Annotated in this window: 18 protein-coding genes and 1 pseudogene; 16 read left to right on the top strand and 3 right to left on the bottom strand. The window is 67.2% G+C overall.

All coding sequences use genetic code 11. The features are described 5' to 3' along the window. Positions 1 to 103 precede the first annotated feature (103 nt). The 9 genes and pseudogenes from AC1DJN_RS07835 to AC1DJN_RS07795 all read left to right on the top strand — a co-directional run. On the top strand, positions 104 to 733 hold the full coding sequence (locus AC1DJN_RS07835; RefSeq protein WP_025875994.1) for a ParA family protein: 630 nt from the start codon (positions 104 to 106) through the stop codon (positions 731 to 733). Positions 734 to 770: 37 nt separating this feature from the next. Then, complete coding sequence (locus AC1DJN_RS07830) at positions 771 to 1,247, top strand: SixA phosphatase family protein (protein ID WP_032977995.1); 477 nt, start codon at positions 771 to 773, stop codon at positions 1,245 to 1,247. Positions 1,248 to 1,251: 4 nt separating this feature from the next. After that, positions 1,252 to 1,869, top strand: coding sequence for a YceI family protein (locus tag AC1DJN_RS07825; protein ID WP_025875990.1), 618 nt, complete (start codon positions 1,252 to 1,254; stop codon positions 1,867 to 1,869). Further along, positions 1,866 to 3,923 carry a phospholipase D family protein gene (locus AC1DJN_RS07820; RefSeq protein ID WP_032977998.1) on the top strand — a complete coding sequence of 686 codons (2,058 nt, stop codon included), beginning with the start codon at positions 1,866 to 1,868 and terminating at the stop codon, positions 3,921 to 3,923. Before AC1DJN_RS07825 ends, AC1DJN_RS07820 begins: the two co-directional genes overlap by 4 nt. 10 nt (positions 3,924 to 3,933) lie before the next feature. Next, positions 3,934 to 4,368 (top strand): hotdog fold thioesterase, encoded by a 435-nt coding sequence (locus AC1DJN_RS07815; protein WP_478039052.1) that lies wholly within the window; start codon positions 3,934 to 3,936, stop codon positions 4,366 to 4,368. Positions 4,369 to 4,487: 119 nt separating this feature from the next. After that, positions 4,488 to 5,279 carry a lysophospholipid acyltransferase family protein gene (locus AC1DJN_RS07810; RefSeq protein ID WP_025875984.1) on the top strand — a complete coding sequence of 264 codons (792 nt, stop codon included), beginning with the start codon at positions 4,488 to 4,490 and terminating at the stop codon, positions 5,277 to 5,279. A gap of 7 nt (positions 5,280 to 5,286) precedes the next feature. Further along, a complete protein-coding gene (locus AC1DJN_RS07805; RefSeq protein WP_025875982.1) occupies positions 5,287 to 6,321 on the top strand; it encodes a YheT family hydrolase in 1,035 nt (344 codons plus the stop codon). Between the two features lie 56 nt (positions 6,322 to 6,377). Further along, on the top strand, positions 6,378 to 8,456 hold the full coding sequence (locus tag AC1DJN_RS07800; RefSeq protein ID WP_154878994.1) for a tetratricopeptide repeat protein: 2,079 nt from the start codon (positions 6,378 to 6,380) through the stop codon (positions 8,454 to 8,456). A gap of 10 nt (positions 8,457 to 8,466) precedes the next feature. Beyond that, positions 8,467 to 8,928, top strand: a pseudogene (locus tag AC1DJN_RS07795) (YbhB/YbcL family Raf kinase inhibitor-like protein); the annotation flags it as partial. Positions 8,929 to 9,001: 73 nt separating this feature from the next. On the opposite strand, the gene AC1DJN_RS07790 reads toward AC1DJN_RS07795, so the two are convergent. The 3 genes from AC1DJN_RS07790 to AC1DJN_RS07780 form a co-directional block, all read right to left on the bottom strand. After that, positions 9,002 to 9,625 carry an META domain-containing protein gene (locus AC1DJN_RS07790; RefSeq protein ID WP_282280355.1) on the bottom strand — a complete coding sequence of 208 codons (624 nt, stop codon included), beginning with the start codon at positions 9,623 to 9,625 and terminating at the stop codon, positions 9,002 to 9,004. Further along, positions 9,625 to 10,452, bottom strand: coding sequence for an META and DUF4377 domain-containing protein (locus AC1DJN_RS07785; RefSeq protein ID WP_282280354.1), 828 nt, complete (start codon positions 10,450 to 10,452; stop codon positions 9,625 to 9,627). Before AC1DJN_RS07785 ends, AC1DJN_RS07790 begins: the two co-directional genes overlap by 1 nt. A 73-nt stretch (positions 10,453 to 10,525) precedes the next feature. Then, positions 10,526 to 11,320, bottom strand: coding sequence for an undecaprenyl-diphosphate phosphatase (locus AC1DJN_RS07780; protein WP_032978010.1), 795 nt, complete (start codon positions 11,318 to 11,320; stop codon positions 10,526 to 10,528). 219 nt (positions 11,321 to 11,539) lie between these two features. On the opposite strand from AC1DJN_RS07780, the gene glnA reads away from it, so the two are divergent. The 7 genes from glnA (at position 11,540) to AC1DJN_RS07745 (ending at position 19,935) form a co-directional block, all read left to right on the top strand. After that, positions 11,540 to 12,949, top strand: a complete 1,410-nt coding sequence (gene glnA, locus AC1DJN_RS07775) for a type I glutamate--ammonia ligase (RefSeq protein ID WP_478039051.1) — start codon at positions 11,540 to 11,542, stop codon at positions 12,947 to 12,949. A gap of 347 nt (positions 12,950 to 13,296) precedes the next feature. Further along, positions 13,297 to 13,635, top strand: a complete 339-nt coding sequence (locus AC1DJN_RS07770) for a P-II family nitrogen regulator (RefSeq protein WP_004134334.1) — start codon at positions 13,297 to 13,299, stop codon at positions 13,633 to 13,635. Between the two features lie 22 nt (positions 13,636 to 13,657). Further along, on the top strand, positions 13,658 to 15,088 hold the full coding sequence (locus AC1DJN_RS07765; RefSeq protein ID WP_032978013.1) for an ammonium transporter: 1,431 nt from the start codon (positions 13,658 to 13,660) through the stop codon (positions 15,086 to 15,088). A gap of 288 nt (positions 15,089 to 15,376) precedes the next feature. Further along, the gene (locus AC1DJN_RS07760) at positions 15,377 to 16,123 is read left to right on the top strand and encodes an N-acetylmuramoyl-L-alanine amidase (protein WP_032978016.1); all 747 of its coding nucleotides are present in this window, start codon (positions 15,377 to 15,379) and stop codon (positions 16,121 to 16,123) included. Positions 16,124 to 16,239: 116 nt separating this feature from the next. Beyond that, positions 16,240 to 17,394 carry a murein transglycosylase A gene (gene mltA / locus AC1DJN_RS07755; RefSeq protein WP_032978019.1) on the top strand — a complete coding sequence of 385 codons (1,155 nt, stop codon included), beginning with the start codon at positions 16,240 to 16,242 and terminating at the stop codon, positions 17,392 to 17,394. Positions 17,395 to 17,503: 109 nt separating this feature from the next. Beyond that, positions 17,504 to 17,806 (top strand): hypothetical protein, encoded by a 303-nt coding sequence (locus AC1DJN_RS07750; RefSeq protein WP_025875959.1) that lies wholly within the window; start codon positions 17,504 to 17,506, stop codon positions 17,804 to 17,806. An 83-nt stretch (positions 17,807 to 17,889) separates the two neighbouring features. Further along, the gene (locus tag AC1DJN_RS07745) at positions 17,890 to 19,935 is read left to right on the top strand and encodes a TonB-dependent receptor (RefSeq protein WP_313116361.1); all 2,046 of its coding nucleotides are present in this window, start codon (positions 17,890 to 17,892) and stop codon (positions 19,933 to 19,935) included. Positions 19,936 to 19,940: the final 5 nt, after the last annotated feature.

Genomic DNA, 19,940 nt, shown 5'->3' with positions numbered 1-19,940 from the left:
GCGCCACGATAGCAAAGGCCGGGGGCACTGGTTCAGCACGGCTCTACCTTCCGTCACCATCGGCGGTGTACGCTCGGGGCACGTACCCGGAAGCGAGGCTGGCATGAAGACGATCCTGGTGGCCGGTTCCAAGGGCGGGGTGGGCAAGACCACCATCGCCACCCACCTGGCCGCGTACGCGGCATTGCAAGGCAAGGCCACGGTGATCGCCGATGCCGACCCGCAGGGCTCCAGCACCCGCTGGGCACAGCGCCGGGCCGGGCTGGAAAGCGCGGTACTGCCGATCGACGTGTACCGCAAGAAGCAATGGGCGCAGAAGCTGCCCGATGGTACCGATACCGTGGTGATCGATGCACCGGCCGGCGCGCTGGCCGACGATATCCCGCATTTCCTCGACGCTGCCGATGCCGTGGTGGTGCCGGTGCTGCCCTCGGCACTGGACATCGAAGCCATCGTCGGCTTCCTCAACAGCCTGGCCCAGGTACCGCGCGTGCACAGCCGCAAGCTGCCGGTCGGGCTGGTGCTGAACCGCACCAAGCCCTGGACCCAGACCTCGCAGCAGGCCCTGCAGATGCTGGCTGACTGGCCCTATCCGGTGGTCGCCCAGCTGCGCGACAGCCAGAGCTATGTGGTCATGACCGGCCTGGGCCGCAGTCTTTTCGATTACCGCTCCGCCCAGGTGCGCGAGCACCAGGCCGACTGGGAACCCCTGTTGTCCTGGCTGAAGCTGTAACAGCCGTAGGTCTCCATCCCTTCATTGGAATCCCGCAATGCGCGAACTGATCCTGCTCCGCCACGCCCACGCCGAACCGGCCACCACCGGCCAGGCCGACCTCGACCGGCCGTTGTCGCCGGTGGGGCTCGCTGAAGCCGAAGCCGCCGGCAAGTGGCTGAAGGAGAACAACCTGCTGCCGGACTGCGTGCTGTGTTCACCGTCGCGGCGGACCCGCGAAACCCTGGAAGCGGTGATGGCAGCCATCGGCTATGTCGAAAAGCGCCTGGAAGACCGCATCTACGAGGCCACCCCCGGCACCCTGGCCGCGCTGGTGGACGAGCGCCGTGACCTGGACCGGGTGCTGATCGTCGGCCACAACCCCGGGCTGGAGCAGCTGGTGGCGCTGATGACCGATGGCACCAGCAGTGATTACCGTGGCATGCCGCCGGGCGGCGTGGCCGTGCTCGGGTTCGCCCGCGAGGCGACGATCGAGCCGGGCGTGGCCAGCCTGAACGCCTTCTGGTGGCCGTGAGCCGATGAGGTTGGCGTTGCCGGGCCGCTGTCTGCTGCCAGTCGTTCTGGCCATCGGCCCGGCCTGGGCTGCCGCACCGCCACCGACCGCGCTGCCGGCGGTCGTGGCCGAACCGCCGCGTACGCTGCAGCTGGATGTGGTGCGCTCGCAGATCGGTTTCGAAGTCCGCACCCGCTTCGGCCAGCGCATCGAGGGCGTGTTCCCCCGTTTCGAGGGGCGTATCGAGGTGCTGTCCGATGGCCGCCACCAGGTCCACCTGAAGATGTTCACCCGCACCGTGGAGATTCCCGGCAAGGACCGCTATACCGGCTGGATGCGCGGCCCCGAGTTCTTCGATGCCGGCCGTTACCCGTTCGTGGAGTTCGACTCGCTGCCGTACTGGCCGGAGACGGTTGCCGAGGGCGGCGGTATCGACGGCCGGCTGACCCTGCGCGGGGTCAGCCATCCGGAGACGCTCAAGGTCGAGAAAGCGGAATGTGCCCGACCCGGCTATGATTGCGACGTCGTCAGCCGCGGTACCGTGCAACGAGGTCGGTATGGCATGGACAGCTGGCAGCTTGCCTTGAGTGACCGAGTGACTTTCGTATTGCGTGCGCGCCTCAGCGAGGCGCCGAAACCGTGAATCCCTTGCTGCGTGTATTGGCGCTGGCAACCGTGTTGCTGGGCAGCGGCTGCGCGTCGCTGTCGCATGCCCAGCGTGATCGCGCCGAGGCGATTGCCGTGCAGGCGCGCTCGACCCAGGTCGATTGCCAGCAGGCCGACCGCTGCGCGCTGGATTCGCCCCTGCGGGCACTGGCCGGCCGGGCGTTCAGCGAATCGACCCCGGACCAGCCGCGGCACTACGCCACCCTGCTGGACGAGGGCGAAGGTGCGCTGGTCGCGCGCCTGAACCTGCTGCGCAGCGCCACCCGCAGCATCGACCTGCAGACCTACATCTTCGACAAGGACGACAGCGCCCGCCTGGTCATCGACGAGCTGCTGGCGGCGTCGCGGCGCGGGGTGAAGGTGCGGCTGCTGATCGACCAGCTTTCGGCGATCTCCGACCTGCAGATCCTCGGCGCACTGGCCGGTGCCCACGAGAACTTCCAGCTGCGGGTCTACAACCCGACCTTCGGCAAGGCCCGTCTGAACTACTTCGACTATGCCGGCAGCGTGCTGTGCTGCTTCCGCCGCTTCAACCAGCGCATGCACAACAAGCTGCTGGTGGTTGACGATGCGATCGGCGTGGTCGGTGGGCGCAACTACCAGGACGACTATTACGACTGGGACCGCGAATACAACTTCCGCGACCGTGACGTGCTGATCGCCGGCCCCGAAGCACGCGCGATGGCGGCCAACTTCGATGCCTTCTGGCGCGCGCAGCGCAGCGTGCCGGCCGAGCGCCTGAACGATGTCGGCCGTACCCTGCTCAAGCAGGGCGTGCCGCTGCTGCCGCCGGCGCAGTTCCGCAGGCCCGAGCGGGTGGAGCGGGTCAGCGAGGAAGCCAACGACGTCGCCTTCGTCACCCGTTCGTTCGTGGATACCGCCCTGCCGGTCGCCTCGGTGCGCTATGTGGCCGATCTGCCGCGCAAGCACCGGCGTGAGCGCGCCGACGCCCCACTGGCCGGGCAGCATGTCACCGAGCCGCAGCTGGATGCACTGATCTCCAGTGCGCAGCACGAAGTGATCCTGCAGACGCCCTACCTGGTGCTGTCCAAGCCGGCACAGAAACTGTTCCGCGAGCTGCGCAAGCGCCCGCAGCCGCCGCGCGTGGTGGTATCCAGCAACAGCCTGGCCGCCACCGACAACCCGATCGTGTATGCGCTGTCCTACAAGTACAAGCGGCGCAACATGCGCGAGCTGGGCTTCAACATCTTCGAATTCAAGCCGTTCCCGCTGGATGCCCCGGTCGATTACCGCAACCTGCTGCCCGACCCGATCGCAGCGCCGGGCAGCGATACCGGCCGCAATCCGCTGCTCGGTGGCAGCGCGGCGGGCAGCAATGCCGGTGGCGGTAGTGGTGGTGATGCGGTGGCCGCTGCGGATGTGGACGACCGGCCGGCGCGGGTGATCCATCCGCGTACCGGCAGTGCGTATGAGAATGCCCGTGCGCGCCGGCGTGCTGCCGGCAGCGAAGTCGAGACCCGCCTGCTGCGTACCGAAACGCGCCCCTCGTTCCTGGGCAGCAAGGCGGTCAACAAGCCGCTGCCGGTCACCCGCAAGGGCGCGCGCATGGGCCTGCATGCCAAGTCGCTGGTGGTCGACCGCCGCATCGGCGTGGTCGGCACCCACAACTTCGATCCGCGCAGCGAGAACTACAACACCGAAGGCGCGGTGATCATCGACGATCCGACCTTCGCCGAGCAGCTGGCCCAGAGCATCCTGCGCGATACCCACCCGCAGAACTCCTGGACGGTGGCGCCGCGTGCCAAGCCGCCGGTCCTGTCCGGCCTGAACTACAGCGTCGGCAAGGCCTCCGAGGCGCTGCCGATCCTCGACTTCTGGCCGTGGCGCTATGCCACCGACTACGAGTTCAAGCCCGGCCCGGACTGCCCGCAGCCACTGCCGCGGCAGAGCGCCGATTTCCACCGCTGCTATGTCGCGGTGGGCGACTTCCCCGAGGTCAATGTCGGGCCGAAGTGGCTGCTGGTGCGCATGCTGACCGCATTCGGCGCCGGCCTCGTTCCCATCCTCTGAAGGTAGCCGCATGACCCAGGTATTCCGCGAAGCCGTTTCCATCGAGCAGCTCAACGCACTCAGCCGCAATACCGCCATCGATACTCTCGGCATCGTCTTCAGCGCCGCTGGCGAGGACTGGCTGCAGGCGACCATGYCGGTGGATGAGCGCACCCGCCAGCCGTACGGCATCCTGCACGGYGGCGCYTCGGTGGTGCTGGCCGAAACCCTCGGCAGCAGCGCCGGCAACCTCTGCGTGGATACCGCCAAGCAGGTCTGCGTGGGCCTGGAGATCAACGCCAACCACGTACGCGCCGTGCGTTCGGGTACGGTCACCGGCACCGCGCGCGCGGTGCACGTGGGCCGCAGCACCCAGCTGTGGGAAATCCGCATCGAGGACGAGCAGGGCCGGCTGGTCTGCATCTCGCGGCTGACCCTGGCCGTGGTGGCGGCCGGGCACGGTTGAGCCGTCGCGGCATCGGTGACGGCGGCGGAACCCAGCGTTCCCCACCGATGGCCGCCGTCAATGAGACTTATGGCCGAATTCGGCTGGCAGCGATGGCAGCCCTCCGGTATCGTGCGTGGATGACTTCCCCCACTCCGGCCCCCCGCGGCGGCGTGGCGCGTGTGTGCCGTTACCTGTACCGCGTACCGCTGCTGTTGGTCCACATCACCGTGTTCCTGCCGCTGATCCTGATCGGCATGCTTCCGCCATGGGGCGAGCTGCGCGTGGGCGATGCTACCTTCGGCGCCAAGGTAGTGAACTGGTGGCAGGGCGGCCTGATGTGGATCTTCGGCTTCCGCCTGTCGCGCGTCGGCCAGCCGCTGCCGGGCGCAGTGCTGTTCGTCGCCAACCATGTCAGCTGGGTCGATATCTCCATCCTGCACAGCCAGCGCATGATGGGCTTTGTCGCCAAGCGCGAGATCGCCAGCTGGCCGGTGGTCGGTTGGCTTGCCGCGCGCGGCCAGACCATTTTCCACCAGCGTGGCAACACCGAATCGCTCGGTGGGGTGATGCAGGTGATGGCCGACCGCCTGCGCGCCGGCAAGGCGGTAGGCGTGTTCCCGGAAGGGCGTACCCGCGGCGGCCATGACGTTGGCCCGTTCCATGCGCGCATCTTCCAGGCCGCCGTCGAAACCAGCGTGCCGGTGCAGCCGGTGGCGCTGATCTACGGCGTGCGCGGGGATGCACAGACCATCGTGGCCTTCGGCCCGGGCGAGAGTTTCTTCGCCAATTTCCTGCGCCTGCTCGGTGAGCCGGCGCGGCATACCGAAGTGCATTTCCTGGAGCCGATCGGCACCCAGGACCTGGAAGGCCGTCGGCGCATCGCGGAAACTTCGCGCGCGCGCATCGTGGCGGCCATGAGCGGGGATTGAGGCGAGGGTGGCCGTGTCTCCGCCACCGACCCTCGACGCTGATGCGCCGATGCTCACCGCGTCCGACTATCAGCCGCCGCGCTGGCTGCGCAATCCGCACCTGCAGTCGATGCTCAGCTCCAGCCGCATGCGCCTGCAGCGCGGCCTGCTGCTGCTGGCCGCCACCGGCGCGGTCAGCGAGGAGCTGATCCTCGATGGTGGCGAAGGTGTGCGCCTGCAGGGTTGGCACAGCCATGTCGAAGGGCGCGAACCGCGCGGCATCGCCCTGCTGCTGCACGGCTGGGAAGGCAGCGCCGAATCCAGCTACATGCGCATGGCYGCTGCCCGCATGCTGGAGCAGGGGTTCGACGTRGTGCGGCTGAAYTTCCGCGACCACGGCAACACCCATCATCTCAATCCCGGCATCTTCCACTCCAACCTCATCGACGAAGTGGTGCACGCCGCAGGCGATGTCGCCCAGCGCTGGCCCGATCTGCCGCTGGTTGCAGCCGGCTACTCGCTGGGTGGCAACTTCGTGCTGCGGCTGGCCCTGCGCGCACCGGCCGCCGGTGTACCGCTGCAGCACGTGGCCGCGGTCTGCCCGGTGCTCGACCCCGGGCTGACCATGGAGAACATCGAGAACGGCCCGGCGATGTACGACTGGTACTTCCGCCGCAAGTGGGCCGGCTCGCTGCGGCGCAAGCGCGATCTGTTCCCCGAACTGAGCGACTGCGACGACCGTGTGCTGAACATGGACATCCGTTCGCTGACCGCCTGGCTGGTCGAGCGGCACACCACGTTCGGTTCGTTGCAGGCCTATTTCGATGGCTACTCCATCGCCGGCGACCGCCTGTCCACGCTGCAGGTACCTGCTGACATCCTGATGGCGCAGGACGATCCGGTGATCCCCTACGCGACCTTCCGCGACTGGCAGCTGCCGCAGCAGGCGCGGCTGGAAACCGCCTGCTGGGGCGGCCACTGTGGCTTCCTGGAAAACTGGCGCGGCGATGGGTTCTCCGAGCGCTGGGTCGCACAGCGCCTGCGGCGGGTCCTGCCGGGCTGAACCGGCACCGGCGCGCGGCCCGCTACAATGCGGGTTTGACCTTGAACCGGACGGCCATGCAAGACCAGATCCTCCAAGCGTTGCGCCAGAACGATGCCGGCCAGGCCGTGCAGCTGGCCCAGGCGTGGACCCGTGACGAACCCGGCAAGGCCGAGGCCCACCGCTGGCTGGCGCTTGCGCTGCAGCAGCAGGGCCAGGCCGAGGCCGCGATGGAGGCGTTGCAGCAGGCGCTGCAGCTGGCCCCCGATGATGCGCAGCTGCACCTGCAGCACGCCGGCCTGCTGCTGGCACTGCGCCAGTTCGACGGTGCCGATGAAGCCCTGCTGCGCACCACCGGGCTGGACCCCAACGCCTTCCCGGCTTACCTGATGCAGGCGCACCTGGCGGTGGGCCGCAATGATTTCGACGAGGCCCAGCGGCTGTCGACCCTGGCCTCGCGGCTGGAGCCGGACCATCCGGAACTGCTGACCATCGATGGCATGGTCGCGCTGCGCCGCGGCGACGCCGACCGTGCGCTGGCCCTGTTGTCGGCGGCCAGCCAGGCGCTGCCGGACGATACCCGCGTGCTGTACGCACTGGGCTTTGCCTATCTGGGCAAGGACATGCTGGCGTTTGCCGAGCAGGCGTTCCGTCGCGTGCTGGCGTTGAACCCGAAGATGTCCTCGCTGCACGGCATGGTGGTGCAGCTGGCCTTGCGCCAGGGCAACGTGGAGGCCGCCGCCGAGGCAATGCAGCAGGCGCTGCAGGAGCCGGAGCTGGACGTGCCGCCGATGCGCCGCCTGGCCGGCGAACTGGCACTGCGCAGTGGCCAGCCGCTGCAGGCGCTGGAGCACCTGCTGCCGCTTCTGGAATCGCTGCAGGGTGATCGCCAGGTGCTGCAGCTGCTGCTGATGTCCTGGCAGCGCCTGGGCCGCGAAGATGAAGCCCGCACACGCCTGGATGACGCTCTGGAAAGCAATGACCAGCTGCATGACCTGTGGCTGGCACGACTGGCCGTGGAAGACGTCGGCAGTGCCGGCGCCGTAGCCGTCGTGGAGCGCTGGATGGCAGCGATGCCCGGCCACCTGCCGGCGCTGGAAGCGCGCATGCGCCTGCATGACATGGCCGGCGAGCATGAGCAGGGCGAAGCCATCGCCGAGCGCATCACCACCCTGGAACCGGGCCGCGTCAGCGGTGAAAGCCGTCGCGTCGAGGGGCTGCTGCAGCGTGACCCGGCCGCCGCCGTGGAGCGCGTGCAGGCCCTGATCGCACAGGCACCGGAGGGACACCGCGCTGATCTGCGGACCTGGCTGGGCGAGATCCAGGATCGCGCCGGGCAGCCGGAAGAAGCGCTGCGTACGTGGATGGCGCTGCAGACCGACCAGGCTTCGCAGCGGCTGCCGTTGCCGCCGCAGGCCAAGGCACCGCCGAGCTGGCCGGAGATGGCCAGCATCGACGAAGCGACGCGCGACAGCGGCTCGGCGCCGATCTTCCTGTGGGGCGCCCCGGGTTCGGGCGTGGAGCGGGTGGCAACCGGCCTGGCCGCTGCCAGCCCGGTGCTGCGCAGTGATCGTTACACCGCCACGCCACCGGACGATGCCTTCCAGAACTACAACACGCTGCAGGACCTGGCGTCGGGCGTGCTGAGCCCGGAACGCCTGGTCGAGCGTTGGCGCGAGCACCTGCCCGCCCGCGGCCTGGAAAGTGACACCGTGATCGACTGGCTGCTGTGGTGGGACAACGCGCTGTTGTGGGCATTGCGCCCGCAGCTGCCGCAGGGTCGCCTGCTGCTGGTGCTGCGCGACCCGCGCGACATGCTGCTGGACTGGATCGCCTATGGTGCCGCCGCTCCGCTGGCGATGACCTCGATGGCCGAAGCCAGCCAGTGGCTGGTGCGTTCGCTGACCCAGATCGCCGCGCTGCACGAGGAAGACCTGTATCCGCACGTGCTGCTGCGCATCGACGACATCGGCAACGATGCACATGCGATGGCCGACCTGCTGGGCCGCGTGTTCGGGCGTCCGATGCCGCCGGCTGCACAGCTGGGTGCACCGCGCCTGCCTGCCGGCCACTGGCGCAGGTATCGCGACGTGATGGGCGCCGCGTTCGCCCAGCTCACCCCGGTCGCGGTGCGCTTGGGTTACCCGGAAGAGTGAGGAGCATCTGATGCAACTGAGCAGTCACAGCCTGGTCAACGGTGCGCCGATCGACCGTGAGTTCGCCGCCGGCGATGCCGCCGGCTTCGCCCCCGACCGCAACCCGCACCTGGCCTGGAGCGGTGTGCCCGATGGCACCCGCTCGTTCCTGCTGGTGTGCGTGGACCCGGACGTGCCAACGGTGCCGGAAACGGTCGGCCGCGATGACATGAGCGTGCCGCGCGATCAGCCGCGCTGCGATTTCGTGCACTGGGTGATGGCCGACATTCCGGCTTCGGTGCAGGAGATCGCCGCTGGCAGCTGCAGCGATGGTTTCGTGGTGAAGGGCAAGACCGCGCCGGCCGGCCCGGCCGGCAGCCGCCAGGGCCTGAATGATTTCACCGGCTGGTTCGCCGGCAATCCGGACATGGCCGGTGATTACCTCGGCTACGACGGCCCGTACCCGCCGTTCAACGACGAGCGCGTGCACCGCCCGCTGTACGTGGCAGCCGGCCAGCGGCCGGCTCTACCCACCAGCGAAGAAGGGCGGCCAGTGGCCGCCCTCTTCATTTCGCCGGCAGCGGCGCGGGTTTGAACACCAGCACTTCGCCCTTGGCATTGCGCACGACCAACGCACCGGTGTCGTCCAACGCGAGGGTGGGTGCGGTATCGCGACCGTGAAACAGCGTTTCGGCTCGCCGTTCCTGCGCATCCACCTTGGGATTGATGCACAGCGCGGTGGTCCGGATGCCGCTCTCCAGGATCAGCCGGTCGTCCTGCAGGTGGTAATGACTGCTGGCCTGGTTGCACAGGTTCAACTCGCTCATGTAGCCGGGCTGGAAGCGCAGCGTGTACGGCGCCCGGCCCCTGACGAACAACGCGTCGATACGCTTGCCCTGCGCGTCGGTGGCGCGCGTGAGCTGCCACGGATGGGCTTCAAGCTGGTCGGTGGTGGGTGTGCTGGCGGCGCGTGCACTGCTGCCAATGCCAATGCCAATGCCAATGCCGATGGCCAGCCAGGCCAGTGTGAGCATGTACGTCCGTTTCATGCCGATCTCCCTGATGCATGTGGGTAGTGCCGACCGCTGGCCGGCATGTTCCGCAGGTCGCCTGAGCTGTGTGCAGCCGCCGGCCAGAGGCCGGCCCTGCCCACAACGAAGAAGGGCGACCTCGCGGCCGCCCTCCTGCATTACTTCTTCTCGATGGCCGACTCGACCACCATGTCCAGCACGTACGCCTGCGACGGCGCATCGGCCGGCGGGTTCTTCACTTCGTAGCGCTTCACACGCACCACGTTGCGCACGCCGTCTTCGTGGGTGTAACCCTCGATGTTGCCGTAGAAGTTCTCGAACTTGCCCGGCTCGCCCTGCTTCAGGCCCTTGTCGTCGAACTTCACTTCGCGCACCTGCAGGCACTGGTAATCCGGGATCAGCGGGTGCGAGCACTTCTCGGTCTTCGCAGCCACTTCCAGGAACACGGTTTCGCCGGCGCCGCCATAGCGCGTTTCAGCGGTCGGTTCCGGGTTGAACACCAGCACGTCGCCCTTGGCGGTGGTCAGGGTCAGCACGCCGTTGGCATCCTGTTCGGCCTTCAGTTCGCCCTGCAGACGGCTGGAGACGGCTTCGTCCAGCGCCATCAGCGCTTTGTCGGTGCAGGCCATCATGGTCGAGGCCATCGCGCTCACGCTCAGCTTGCCATCGGCCAGGGTGTAACCGCCGCCCATGCGGTTGCAGGTGTTGCTGACCGACAGGCGGCCATCAACGAAGTCCAGGGTGACCGGCTTGTCTGCGCGGGCAAACAGCGCATCGATGCGCTTGCCATCGGCCGCGGTGGCCTGCTGCAGCAGCCAGTGCTGGCTCTGCAGGCGCTGCGCATCCAGGTGTGCCAGCGCCTTCTGGTCGCCGGCCTTGGCCGCGGCCGGGGCCAGATCGTCACCGCCGGTACCGGCCGGGGCAGGGGTCTGGCTGCAGGCGGCCAGCAGGGCCAGCGGGAGGAGCAGGGTGAGCTTGCGGTTCATGGTGATTCTCCTTGGGGAACCGAGGGGGAAACGGACCGGGGCCGGCAACGGGGTTGCCGTGCCCCGGCGCTGTTCAGCTGCCGGATGGCAACCACAGCAGCAATGCAGCGCCCAGGGCGATGCGGTAAATCGCGAACGCCGTGAAGCGATGCGACTTGATGTAGCCCATCAACCACTTCACTACGACGAAGCCGGTGATGGCTGCGGCAAGGAAGGCCACGCCAACGTCGGTCCAGTTCTCGCTGCCCAGGTTCCCTTCCTTGGCCAGTTCCAGGAAGGTGTAGGCGCTGGCGGCGAACATGGTGGGAATGCCGACCAGGAACACGAACTCGGCAGCGGCCGCGCGGCGGCTCAGGCCCAGCAGCATGGCCAGGAAGATCGCCGAGGCCGAGCGCGAGGTACCGGGGAACACGCCGGCCACCACCTGCGCCAGGCCAACACCGATGGCCACCGTCCAGGTCACCTGGTCGCGATCGGGCAGGCGCGCGGTATAGGCCTCCACCAGCAGCATCCAGATGCCGCCGATGATCAGCGCCCAGGCCACCGGGCTGACGGTTTCCGGCAGCGACCAGCCGGCCTTGCGCACCACCAGGCCGACTACTGCGGTTACCAGGAAGGCCGCGCCGAGCTTGAACACGTACTCGCGGTTCTCGCGCTGGCCGAAGCCGGTGGCCAGCTGCAGCAGGCGCTGGCGGAACACCAGCACCACGGCCAGGATCGCACCGGCCTGGATGATGATGTTGAAGAAGTCCGATCGCGCGCCCAGCCAGTGCTGGGCGATCAGCAGGTGGCCGGTGCTGGAGATCGGCAGGAATTCGGTCAAGCCTTCGAGGATGCCCAGCAGCAGGGCGGAGAGCAGGTCGGACATGGACGGTGCGGGCGCTGGCGGCGGAAGAAGCCCGAGAGAATAGACGATCCATGCCGCACCAAACGGGTGCGTGCGGCAATCCGCGCACCCGTTTGGTGCATGTGCGTCTGCACCGCGCTGGGGCAGGCGCTTTGAAATCAACAACTTGTGAAGGCCGAAAAGTTGGCACGGTCGTTGCTGTACCTCAGCAGGCATTCATTCCCATCCGAGGTCGTACCGATGTCCGTGGAAAACGTTGAGAAGCTGATCAAGGACAACCAGATCGAGTTCGTCGATCTGCGTTTCGTCGACATGCGTGGCGTCGAGCAGCACGTCACCTTCCCGGTCAGCATCATCGAGCCGTCGCTGTTCGAAGAAGGCAAGATGTTCGATGGCAGCTCGATCGCCGGCTGGAAGGGCATCAACGAATCGGACATGGTGCTGCTGCCCGATACCGCCAGCGCCTACGTCGACCCGTTCTATGCCGATCCGACCATCGTGATCAGCTGCGACATCCTCGACCCGGCCACCATGCAGCCGTACGGCCGCTGCCCGCGCGGCATCGCCAAGCGCGCCGAGGCCTACCTGAAGTCCTCGGGCATCGCCGAAACCGCGTTCTTCGGCCCGGAGCCGGAATTCTTCATCTTCGATTCGGTCCGTTTCGCCAATGAAATGGGCAATACCTTCTTCAAGGTCGATTCGGAAGAAGCCGCCTGGAACAGCGGCGCCAAGTACGACGGCGCCAACAGCGGCTACCGTCCGGGCGTGAAGGGCGGTTACTTCCCCGTTCCGCCGACCGACACCCTGCACGACCTGCGTGCGGAGATGTGCAAGACCCTGGAACAGGTCGGCATCGAAGTGGAAGTGCAGCACCACGAAGTGGCCACCGCCGGCCAGTGCGAGATCGGCACCAAGTTCARCACSCTGGTGMAGAAGGCCGACGAACTGMTGMSGATGAAGTACGTCATCAAGAACGTCGCCCACCGCAACGGCAAGACCGTCACCTTCATGCCCAAGCCGATCGTCGGCGACAACGGCAGCGGCATGCACGTGCACCAGTCGCTGTCCAAGGGCGGCACCAACCTGTTCTCCGGCGACGGCTACGGCGGCCTGAGCCAGCTGGCGCTGTGGTACATCGGCGGCATCTTCAAGCACGCCAAGGCCATCAACGCCTTCGCCAACTCGGGCACCAACAGCTACAAGCGCCTGGTGCCGGGCTTCGAAGCCCCGGTGATGCTGGCCTACTCGGCGCGCAACCGTTCGGCCTCGTGCCGCATTCCGTGGGTGTCCAACCCGAAGGCGCGCCGCATTGAAATGCGCTTCCCCGATCCGATCCAGTCGGGCTACCTGACCTTCACCGCGCTGATGATGGCCGGCCTGGACGGCATCAAGAACCAGATCGACCCGGGCGCACCGAGCGACAAGGATCTGTACGACCTGCCGCCGGAAGAAGAGAAGCTGATCCCGCAGGTCTGCTCCTCGCTGGACCAGGCGCTGGAAGCGCTGGACAAGGACCGCGAGTTCCTCAAGGCCGGTGGCGTGATGAGCGATGACTTCATCGACGGTTACATCGCGCTGAAGATGCAGGAAGTGACCAAGTTCCGCGCGGCGACCCACCCGCTGGAATACCAGCTGTACTACGCCAGCTGACCGGCTGCGATGGCGGTGGGTAACCCCTCCCACCCGCCGCCATCGCATCCGTCTTTGCGGCTGGGGAGCCGCAGGGCGGGCTCCGGCCCGCCGTGGTAGAGCGGACCGTTGGTCCGCTGCATTGGAAACGCGGGCCCTTGGCCCGCAGATCCAGGGGCAAGAGAGAGACCGGACACGCGACATGGGCCGCCCTCCCTCCCGCGTCGGCCGTGCAAGGAGAGAGGCACGGCTGTCCCGGCCCGATTCGTGTCCGGTGCAACAGCCACGGCCATCACCACGATGGCCCGTGGTTGCCTGATGCCATCGCGCGTTCGCGCGCTGGCCCCATCCACCATCGGGACATGCGCATGAAACTGATCTCCGCCATCATCCGACCGTTCAAGCTCGACGAGGTCCGCGAGGCCCTGTCCGATGCCGGCGTGTCGGGCATCACCGTGACCGAAGTGAAAGGCTTCGGCCGCCAGAAGGGCCACACCGAGCTGTATCGCGGTGCCGAGTACGTTGTCGACTTCCTGCCCAAGATCAAGATCGAAACCGTGGTCACCGACGAACGTGCCGACGCAGTGATCGAAGCGATCCAGTCGTCTGCAGGCACCGGCAAGATCGGCGACGGCAAGATCTTCGTGACCGCTGTCGAGCAGGTCATCCGCATCCGCACCGGCGAAATCGGCGCCGACGCGCTGTAAGCCCCCTTCCGGAGACTCCCCCATGAAGATGCGCCTTCTCACCGGGTGGCAAGCCCGGTTCCATCTGGTGTGCCTGCTGATTCTGTTCAGTGCGCTGGCCGCCGGTGTCTGGCCAGGCAGTGCACATGCCCAGGCCCAGGTCACGCCGCTGCAGAGCGAAGCCGTGGCCGTCGAGCCCTTGCAGGACCCGACCGCCGCTGCGCCTGCGGCTGCCGAAGCGGTGGCCGCGCCCGCCTATGACCATGGCGACGTCGCCTGGATGCTCACCTCCACCCTGCTGGTGCTGCTGATGGTGGTACCGGGCCTGGCCCTGTTCTACGGCGGCCTGGTGCGTTCGAAGAACGTGCTGTCGGTGCTCAGCCAGATCCTGGTGGTGTTCTCGCTGGTGCTGCTGTTGTGGGTGGCCTATGGCTACAGCGCAGTGTTCAGCGCCGGCAATCCGTTCTTCGGCTCGTTCACCGAATTCGCCTTCCTCAAGGGCTTCGCCCCGGAGTCGGTGGGCAACACGCCGATCAAGGGACTGCCGGACTACCTGTTCGTCGCCTTCCAGTCGACCTTCGCCGGCATCACCACCGCGCTGATCGTCGGTGCCTTCGCCGAGCGCATCAAGTTCCGCGCGGTGCTGCTGTTCTCGGCGCTGTGGTTCACCCTCAGCTACATCCCGATGGCGCACATCGTCTGGGGCGGCGGCTACCTGGGCGAACTGGGCGCGATCGATTTCGCCGGTGGCACCGTGGTGCACATCAACGCCGGCGTGGCCGGTCTGGTGGCTGCATGGTTCGTCGGCAAGCGGCTGGGCTACGGGCAGACCGCGTTGAAGCCGCACAACGTGCCGTTCACCTATATCGGCGCGATGCTGCTGTGGGTCGGCTGGTTCGGCTTCAATGCCGGTTCTGCCGCCGCCGCCGACACCGTCGCCTCGCTGGCCTTCCTCAACACTGTGCTGGCGACTGCTGCAGCGGTGCTGGGCTGGACGCTGGTTGAAGCGATCAGCAAGGGCAAGCCGTCGGCACTGGGCGCGGCCTCGGGTGCGGTGGCAGGCCTGGTTGGCATCACCCCGGCGTGCGGTACCGTCGGCCCGCTCGGCGCGATCGTCATCGGCCTGGTTGCCGGCGTGGTCTGCGTGTGGGGCGTGACCGGCCTCAAGCGCCTGCTGAAGGTGGACGACACCGCCGACGTGTTCGGTGTGCATGGCGTGGGTGGCATCGTCGGTGCGATCCTCACCGGTGTGTTCAGCGCGCAGTCGCTGGGCGGCACCAAGGCCGATCTGGATATCGGCCACCAGGTGTGGGTGCAGGTGGTCAGCGTCGGCCTCACCGTGCTGTGGTCGGCCGTGGTGACCGCAGCCATCCTGCTGCTGGTCAAGGTGGTGGTCGGCCTGCGGGTCACCGAGGAGGCCGAGCGTACCGGCCTGGATGTCACCTCGCATGGTGAATCGGCCTACGAGGCCTGATGCATCTACATGGTGGGTGCCGACCGTTGGTCGGCACTGCATCTGCTCTGGTAGGTGCCAAGCTTGCTTGGCACTGCTCCTGCGCTGGATTGCTCCTGCTCTGGAGGATGCCGACCGTTGATCGGCACTGCATCTGCTCTGGTAGTTGCCAAGCTTGCTTGGCACTGCTCCTGCGCTGGACTACTCCCGCTCTGGTGGGTGCCGACCGTTGATCGGCACGGTCGGTGGCCCAGCCACGCATGGCGTGGCTCTACTGCATCGTCCGGGCTTATCGCGCACAATCGGGGCATGCACCCGATCCGCACTTCCCTGATGCTCTCGGCCTGCCTGCTGCTGGCCGCCTGTGCCTCCACGCCGCAGGAAACCCGCAACCCGCTTGCCACCTGGGTGCCGTCGCCGAACCAGAACGCGCGCACGCCGGTCATCATCGTCATCCACCACACCGAGCAGAAATCGGTGCAGCAGAGCCTGCACACGCTGCGTACCGCCAACAGCGGCGGGCGGGTCAGTGCGCATTACCTGATCGGCGCCGATGGCCATCGCTACCAGCTGGTGGCCGATGAGCGCCGCGCCTGGCACGCCGGTTCCGGGCGCTGGGGCACCATCACCGATCTGAACTCCGCGTCCATCGGCATCGAGCTGGACAATGACGGTCGTACGCCCTTCAGCCCTGCGCAGATCGAATCGCTGATCGTGCTGCTGCGCGACCTCACCGAACGGCTGAATATTCCGCCGCGGCAGGTGATCGGTCACGCCGACCTGGCGCCGACGCGCAAGGAAGATCCCAGCCGCTTCTTCCCGTGGCAACAGTTGGCCGAAGCCGGTTTCGGCGTGTGGCCGCGCGCTGCCGATGGTGCTGCGCCGGAAGGATTCGATGCATGGGCCGCGCTGGCGCGCTTCGGTTATCCGCTCGACAACCGCGAAGCAGCGGTACGGGCGTTCCACCGCCGTTTCCGTGGCAGCGACACCCTGCCGAAAGTCCTCGACGCCGAAGACGCGCGCATCCTGCATTCGCTGTTGCTGCAGACCCCGTAGCCGGTAGCGCCGGGCCATGCCCGGCGAGCGCACCGCGCGGGATCCGCTTCTCGCCGGGCATGGCCCGGCGCTACCCAAGGTTGCCGCGCCACCATCGGCCCCACTACATTGCGACGATGATCACTGTTACGTCGCCGCGCGCGCTCCTCACTTTCTTGGCCGTTGCCCTGCTTGCCGGCTGCGCCACCACGGGCAACCGGCCTGAAGCGCCGGCCGTTGCCAAGCCCGCTGCCGCCACCTACGCCAAGGTCGACTGGAACACGTTGCCGGCCGTATCCGATACCGACCTGCAGGCCGGCTTCGCCGCTTGGCGCAGCAGCTGCACCCGCCTGAAGAACGATGCGACCTGGGCCAAGCCCTGCGCGACCGCCAGCACCGTGTCCGACAAGGACGCCAGCGCGATCCGCGCATTCCTGCAGCGCGATCTCGATGTCTATTCCCTGCGCGCCGGCGGCCATCGCGCCGACGGCCTGATCACCGGCTATTACGAGCCCATCTATCCGGGCAGCCTCACCCGTACCGACACCGCCACCGTGCCGGTGTACGGCACACCCGATGATCTGGTGGTGGTGCAGTTGGACAGTGTCTATCCCGAACTGAAGGGCAAGCGCCTGCGCGGTCGCGTGGAGGGCAAGGTGCTCAAGCCCTACGACGATGCCGGCAGCATCGCCAGCAAGGGGGCCAAGGCGCCCGTGCTGGCCTGGCTGACCGATCCGATGGACCTGCAGCTGCTGCAGATCCAGGGTTCGGGGCGGGTGCGCCTGGCCGATGGCAAGCAGGTGCGGCTGGCCTATGCCGAACAGAACGGCCATCCCTATCGCGCGATCGGCCGCTGGCTGGTGGAGCAGGGCGAGCTGAAGAAGGAAGACGTCACCATGGACGCGATCCGCGCGTGGGCGAAGGCACATCCGGCGCGGGTACCGGAACTGCTGCGCAGCAATCCCAGCTACGTGTTCTTCGTGCGCAGCGCGGACAGCCCGGAAGGTCCGCGCGGTTCGTTGAACGTGCCGCTGACCGCCGGCTACAGCGTGGCGGTGGACCGCACCGTGGTGCCGCTGGGCAGCCTGCTGTGGCTGTCCACCACGCGCCCGGACGGCACGCCGGTGGTACGCCCGGTGGCCGCGCAGGACACCGGTGGCGCCATTGCCGGCGAGGTACGTGCCGATCTGTACTGGGGCAGCGGCGATGCCGCCGGCAAGCTGGCCGGCGACATGAAGCAGCAGGGCAACCTGTGGCTGCTGTGGCCGAAGGGTGTGGCGTTGCCGCAGTAGGTCAGCAGGGGGCAGATCCCCCTCCGCAGGAAAGGGATCTGACCCCCATATGCCTGATAATGGCGCCATTCCGAACTTTCCGGTCGCGCATGCGGCCAGGACCCATGCAATGAAATACGCAAAGAACAACGCAAAATCCAACACGAAGAAGTACTACAAGCACTGGGCCGAATCGGGCCTGGGCAAGGGCAACGTGCTGATGGAAGCCCGTGGCGAGAAGATCGTGCGCCAGGTGGAAATCTACGGGGCCAAGGTCGTGTGGGCCGATGAAACCGGCCATAGCGATGACCGCTTCGTGCTGGCCGACCAGCCGGTGTCGTTCATGGACTTCGACGAAGACGACGAGATCAGCGCGCGCGAGTTTGAAATTGCCTGGAAGAAGGCCCGGGAAGCCACCGGCTACCCCGTCTAAGGTCGAGGGAGCTGCAGTCATCGGATGGCTGGCGGAATCGAAATGTTATAAAGTTTCATTTCCAGCCTCCCGCCCGCCCCCTGATGAAGACTCCCACGCTGGTGGCCGCGCTCGCGGCCGCCCCGTTCGCCCCTGAAGCATTCGCCCAGTCCGCCGACGCCGCGCTCACCCTGGGCAAGGTCGATGTGCACCAGCACAGCGAGGGGCAGCTGAGCGCACACCAGGTGCTGACCTCGGTGGACGTGCTGGGCGCGGACCAGATCGAAAACCGCAACGTGTCGCACAGCTGGGAACTGCTCGGGCAGATGCCCGGCATCCAGCTGACCGAAACCCGGCAGGGTGCAGAGTCGGGCAAGGTCAGCTTCCGCGCCTTCAACGGCGAGGGCTACCTCAATGCCATCAAGACGCTGATCGACGGTATCCCCAGCAACGTCAACAGTGGCAACCAGCGCTTCATCGACATGCTGTTTCCGCTGGAAATCAGCTACATCGAAGTGGTGCGCGGTACCAACGATCCGCGCTACGGCCTGCACAACATCGGCGGCAACGTGAACTTCGGCACGCGCCAGGGCGGCACCTACACCGACGGGCGACTGGCCTATGGCAGCTACAACACCCGCGATGTGCAGCTGGCGGTGGGCCGCGAAGCCGACGGCTTCGCGCAGAACTACTTCGTCGGTACCCAGGCCAGCGACGGCTACCGCGACCACGACAGCTCGAAGAAATACGCGTTGGGCGGCAAGTGGTTCTTCGGCTCGCTGGAGGAGGGGCTGCGCATCGGCCTGACCGCGCGCGCCTACCATCACGAGGCCGACGAACCCGGTTTCATGACGGCGGAAGAGCTGCATGCGGGCCGCCGCCGCAGCGACCTGCGCAACGCCAATGACGGCGATGACCGCGACATGCGCCAGTTCGCCGCGCACCTGGACATGAAGCTGTCCGACGTGGTGACCTTCGGCACGCGGCTGTACTACAACCGCTATGAAGACGACCGTCGTGTGACCTTCAGTGACCTGCCCAGCGGTAACCTGCCGCGCCAGCGTCGTGTCTGGGACGAGCGCCAGGCAGGCCTGCTCGGCACGCTCGCCTGGCAGGCCAGCCCCATGCTTACCGTGGAAGGCGGGCTGAACTACGAGCAGCAGGACAATGGCTACCGTCGCGAGCGCTACGCCTACGCCGAGCCCACCGATTTCAGCCAGGTACCGGCACGCGTGCAGAACAACGACCGCCACAGCTTCGACAACTGGGGCGCCTACGTGCAGGCCATCTACCAGCCGGTCGAAGCGTGGAAGATCGTGCCGGCCTACCGCGTGGACCGTTTCAGCGGCCACACCCGGCTGATGAATGGCGCCAACGGCCGCCTGCAGGACTACGGCAGCATCGGCCAGCCCAAGCTGAGTGTCATCCACAGCCTGGGTGAGCACACCCACGTCTACGCCAACTGGGGCCGTACCTTCCAGGTGCTGACCGGTTCCACCGCGCCGGCCTACCTCACCCCGGGGCAGGCACCGATGCAGCCCTCCACCAACACCGGCATGGAGCTGGGCCTGAAATTCCAGCCCTTCGCCGGCAGCCAGGCCCGGCTGGCGGTATGGCAGCAGGACGCGGAAAACGAAGTGTCCAACATGCCGGCCACCGGCACCACGGTCACGCTGGGCAAGACCCGCCGCCGAGGCGTGGATGCGCAGATCAGCGCGCAGCTGGGTGACGCGTGGACGCTGTGGGCCTCGCATGCCTACCAGGAGGCGAAGATCACCCGCGACGACCGCGCCGCTGGCGTGACCCTGCAGGGACGCGAAGTGGCCGCCACCCCGCGCCACATCAGCAACCTCGGCCTGGACTACCAGGCCAGCGATGCCCTGCAACTGGGCCTGCAGGCGCGCGCGCAGGGCGATTACTACCTGGAAGAGCGCAACGCCACTGGCAAGTTCGGCGGCTTCGCCGTGCTCGACCTCAGCGCGAAGTATCAGATCACCCCGGCCTGGAGCGTGGACCTGCAGCTGAAGAACGTGACCGGCCGCGAGTATGCCTACGCGTGGTACGACAGCTTCTTCTGGGACAGCGCCCGGCCGATGTTCTCGCCCGCCCCGGGCCGCGCGGTCTTCGTCGGCCTCAACATGAAGCTGTAACCGCA

Source organism: Stenotrophomonas sp. 05L414_2, from assembly GCF_056397905.1.
The sequence above is the reverse complement of the archived record's forward strand: the minus strand, read 5'-3'. Positions and strand labels throughout refer to the sequence as shown.

Excerpts from the sequence above, each read along its gene's own strand:
- AC1DJN_RS07835 (WP_025875994.1), top strand. The coding sequence starts at position 104 with ATGAAGACGATCCTGGTGGCCGGTTCCAAGGGCGGGGTGGGCAAGACC.
- AC1DJN_RS07830 (WP_032977995.1), top strand. The coding sequence starts at position 771 with ATGCGCGAACTGATCCTGCTCCGCCACGCCCACGCCGAACCGGCCACC.
- AC1DJN_RS07825 (WP_025875990.1), top strand. The coding sequence starts at position 1,252 with ATGAGGTTGGCGTTGCCGGGCCGCTGTCTGCTGCCAGTCGTTCTGGCC.
- AC1DJN_RS07810 (WP_025875984.1), top strand. The coding sequence starts at position 4,488 with ATGACTTCCCCCACTCCGGCCCCCCGCGGCGGCGTGGCGCGTGTGTGC.
- AC1DJN_RS07800 (WP_154878994.1), top strand. The coding sequence starts at position 6,378 with ATGCAAGACCAGATCCTCCAAGCGTTGCGCCAGAACGATGCCGGCCAG.
- AC1DJN_RS07790 (WP_282280355.1), bottom strand. The coding sequence starts at position 9,625 with ATGCAGGAGGGCGGCCGCGAGGTCGCCCTTCTTCGTTGTGGGCAGGGC.
- AC1DJN_RS07785 (WP_282280354.1), bottom strand. The coding sequence starts at position 10,452 with ATGAACCGCAAGCTCACCCTGCTCCTCCCGCTGGCCCTGCTGGCCGCC.
- AC1DJN_RS07780 (WP_032978010.1), bottom strand. The coding sequence starts at position 11,320 with ATGTCCGACCTGCTCTCCGCCCTGCTGCTGGGCATCCTCGAAGGCTTG.
- AC1DJN_RS07770 (WP_004134334.1), top strand. The coding sequence starts at position 13,297 with ATGAAACTGATCTCCGCCATCATCCGACCGTTCAAGCTCGACGAGGTC.
- AC1DJN_RS07765 (WP_032978013.1), top strand. The coding sequence starts at position 13,658 with ATGAAGATGCGCCTTCTCACCGGGTGGCAAGCCCGGTTCCATCTGGTG.
- AC1DJN_RS07760 (WP_032978016.1), top strand. The coding sequence starts at position 15,377 with ATGCACCCGATCCGCACTTCCCTGATGCTCTCGGCCTGCCTGCTGCTG.
- mltA (WP_032978019.1), top strand. The coding sequence starts at position 16,240 with ATGATCACTGTTACGTCGCCGCGCGCGCTCCTCACTTTCTTGGCCGTT.
- AC1DJN_RS07750 (WP_025875959.1), top strand. The coding sequence starts at position 17,504 with ATGAAATACGCAAAGAACAACGCAAAATCCAACACGAAGAAGTACTAC.
- AC1DJN_RS07745 (WP_313116361.1), top strand. The coding sequence starts at position 17,890 with ATGAAGACTCCCACGCTGGTGGCCGCGCTCGCGGCCGCCCCGTTCGCC.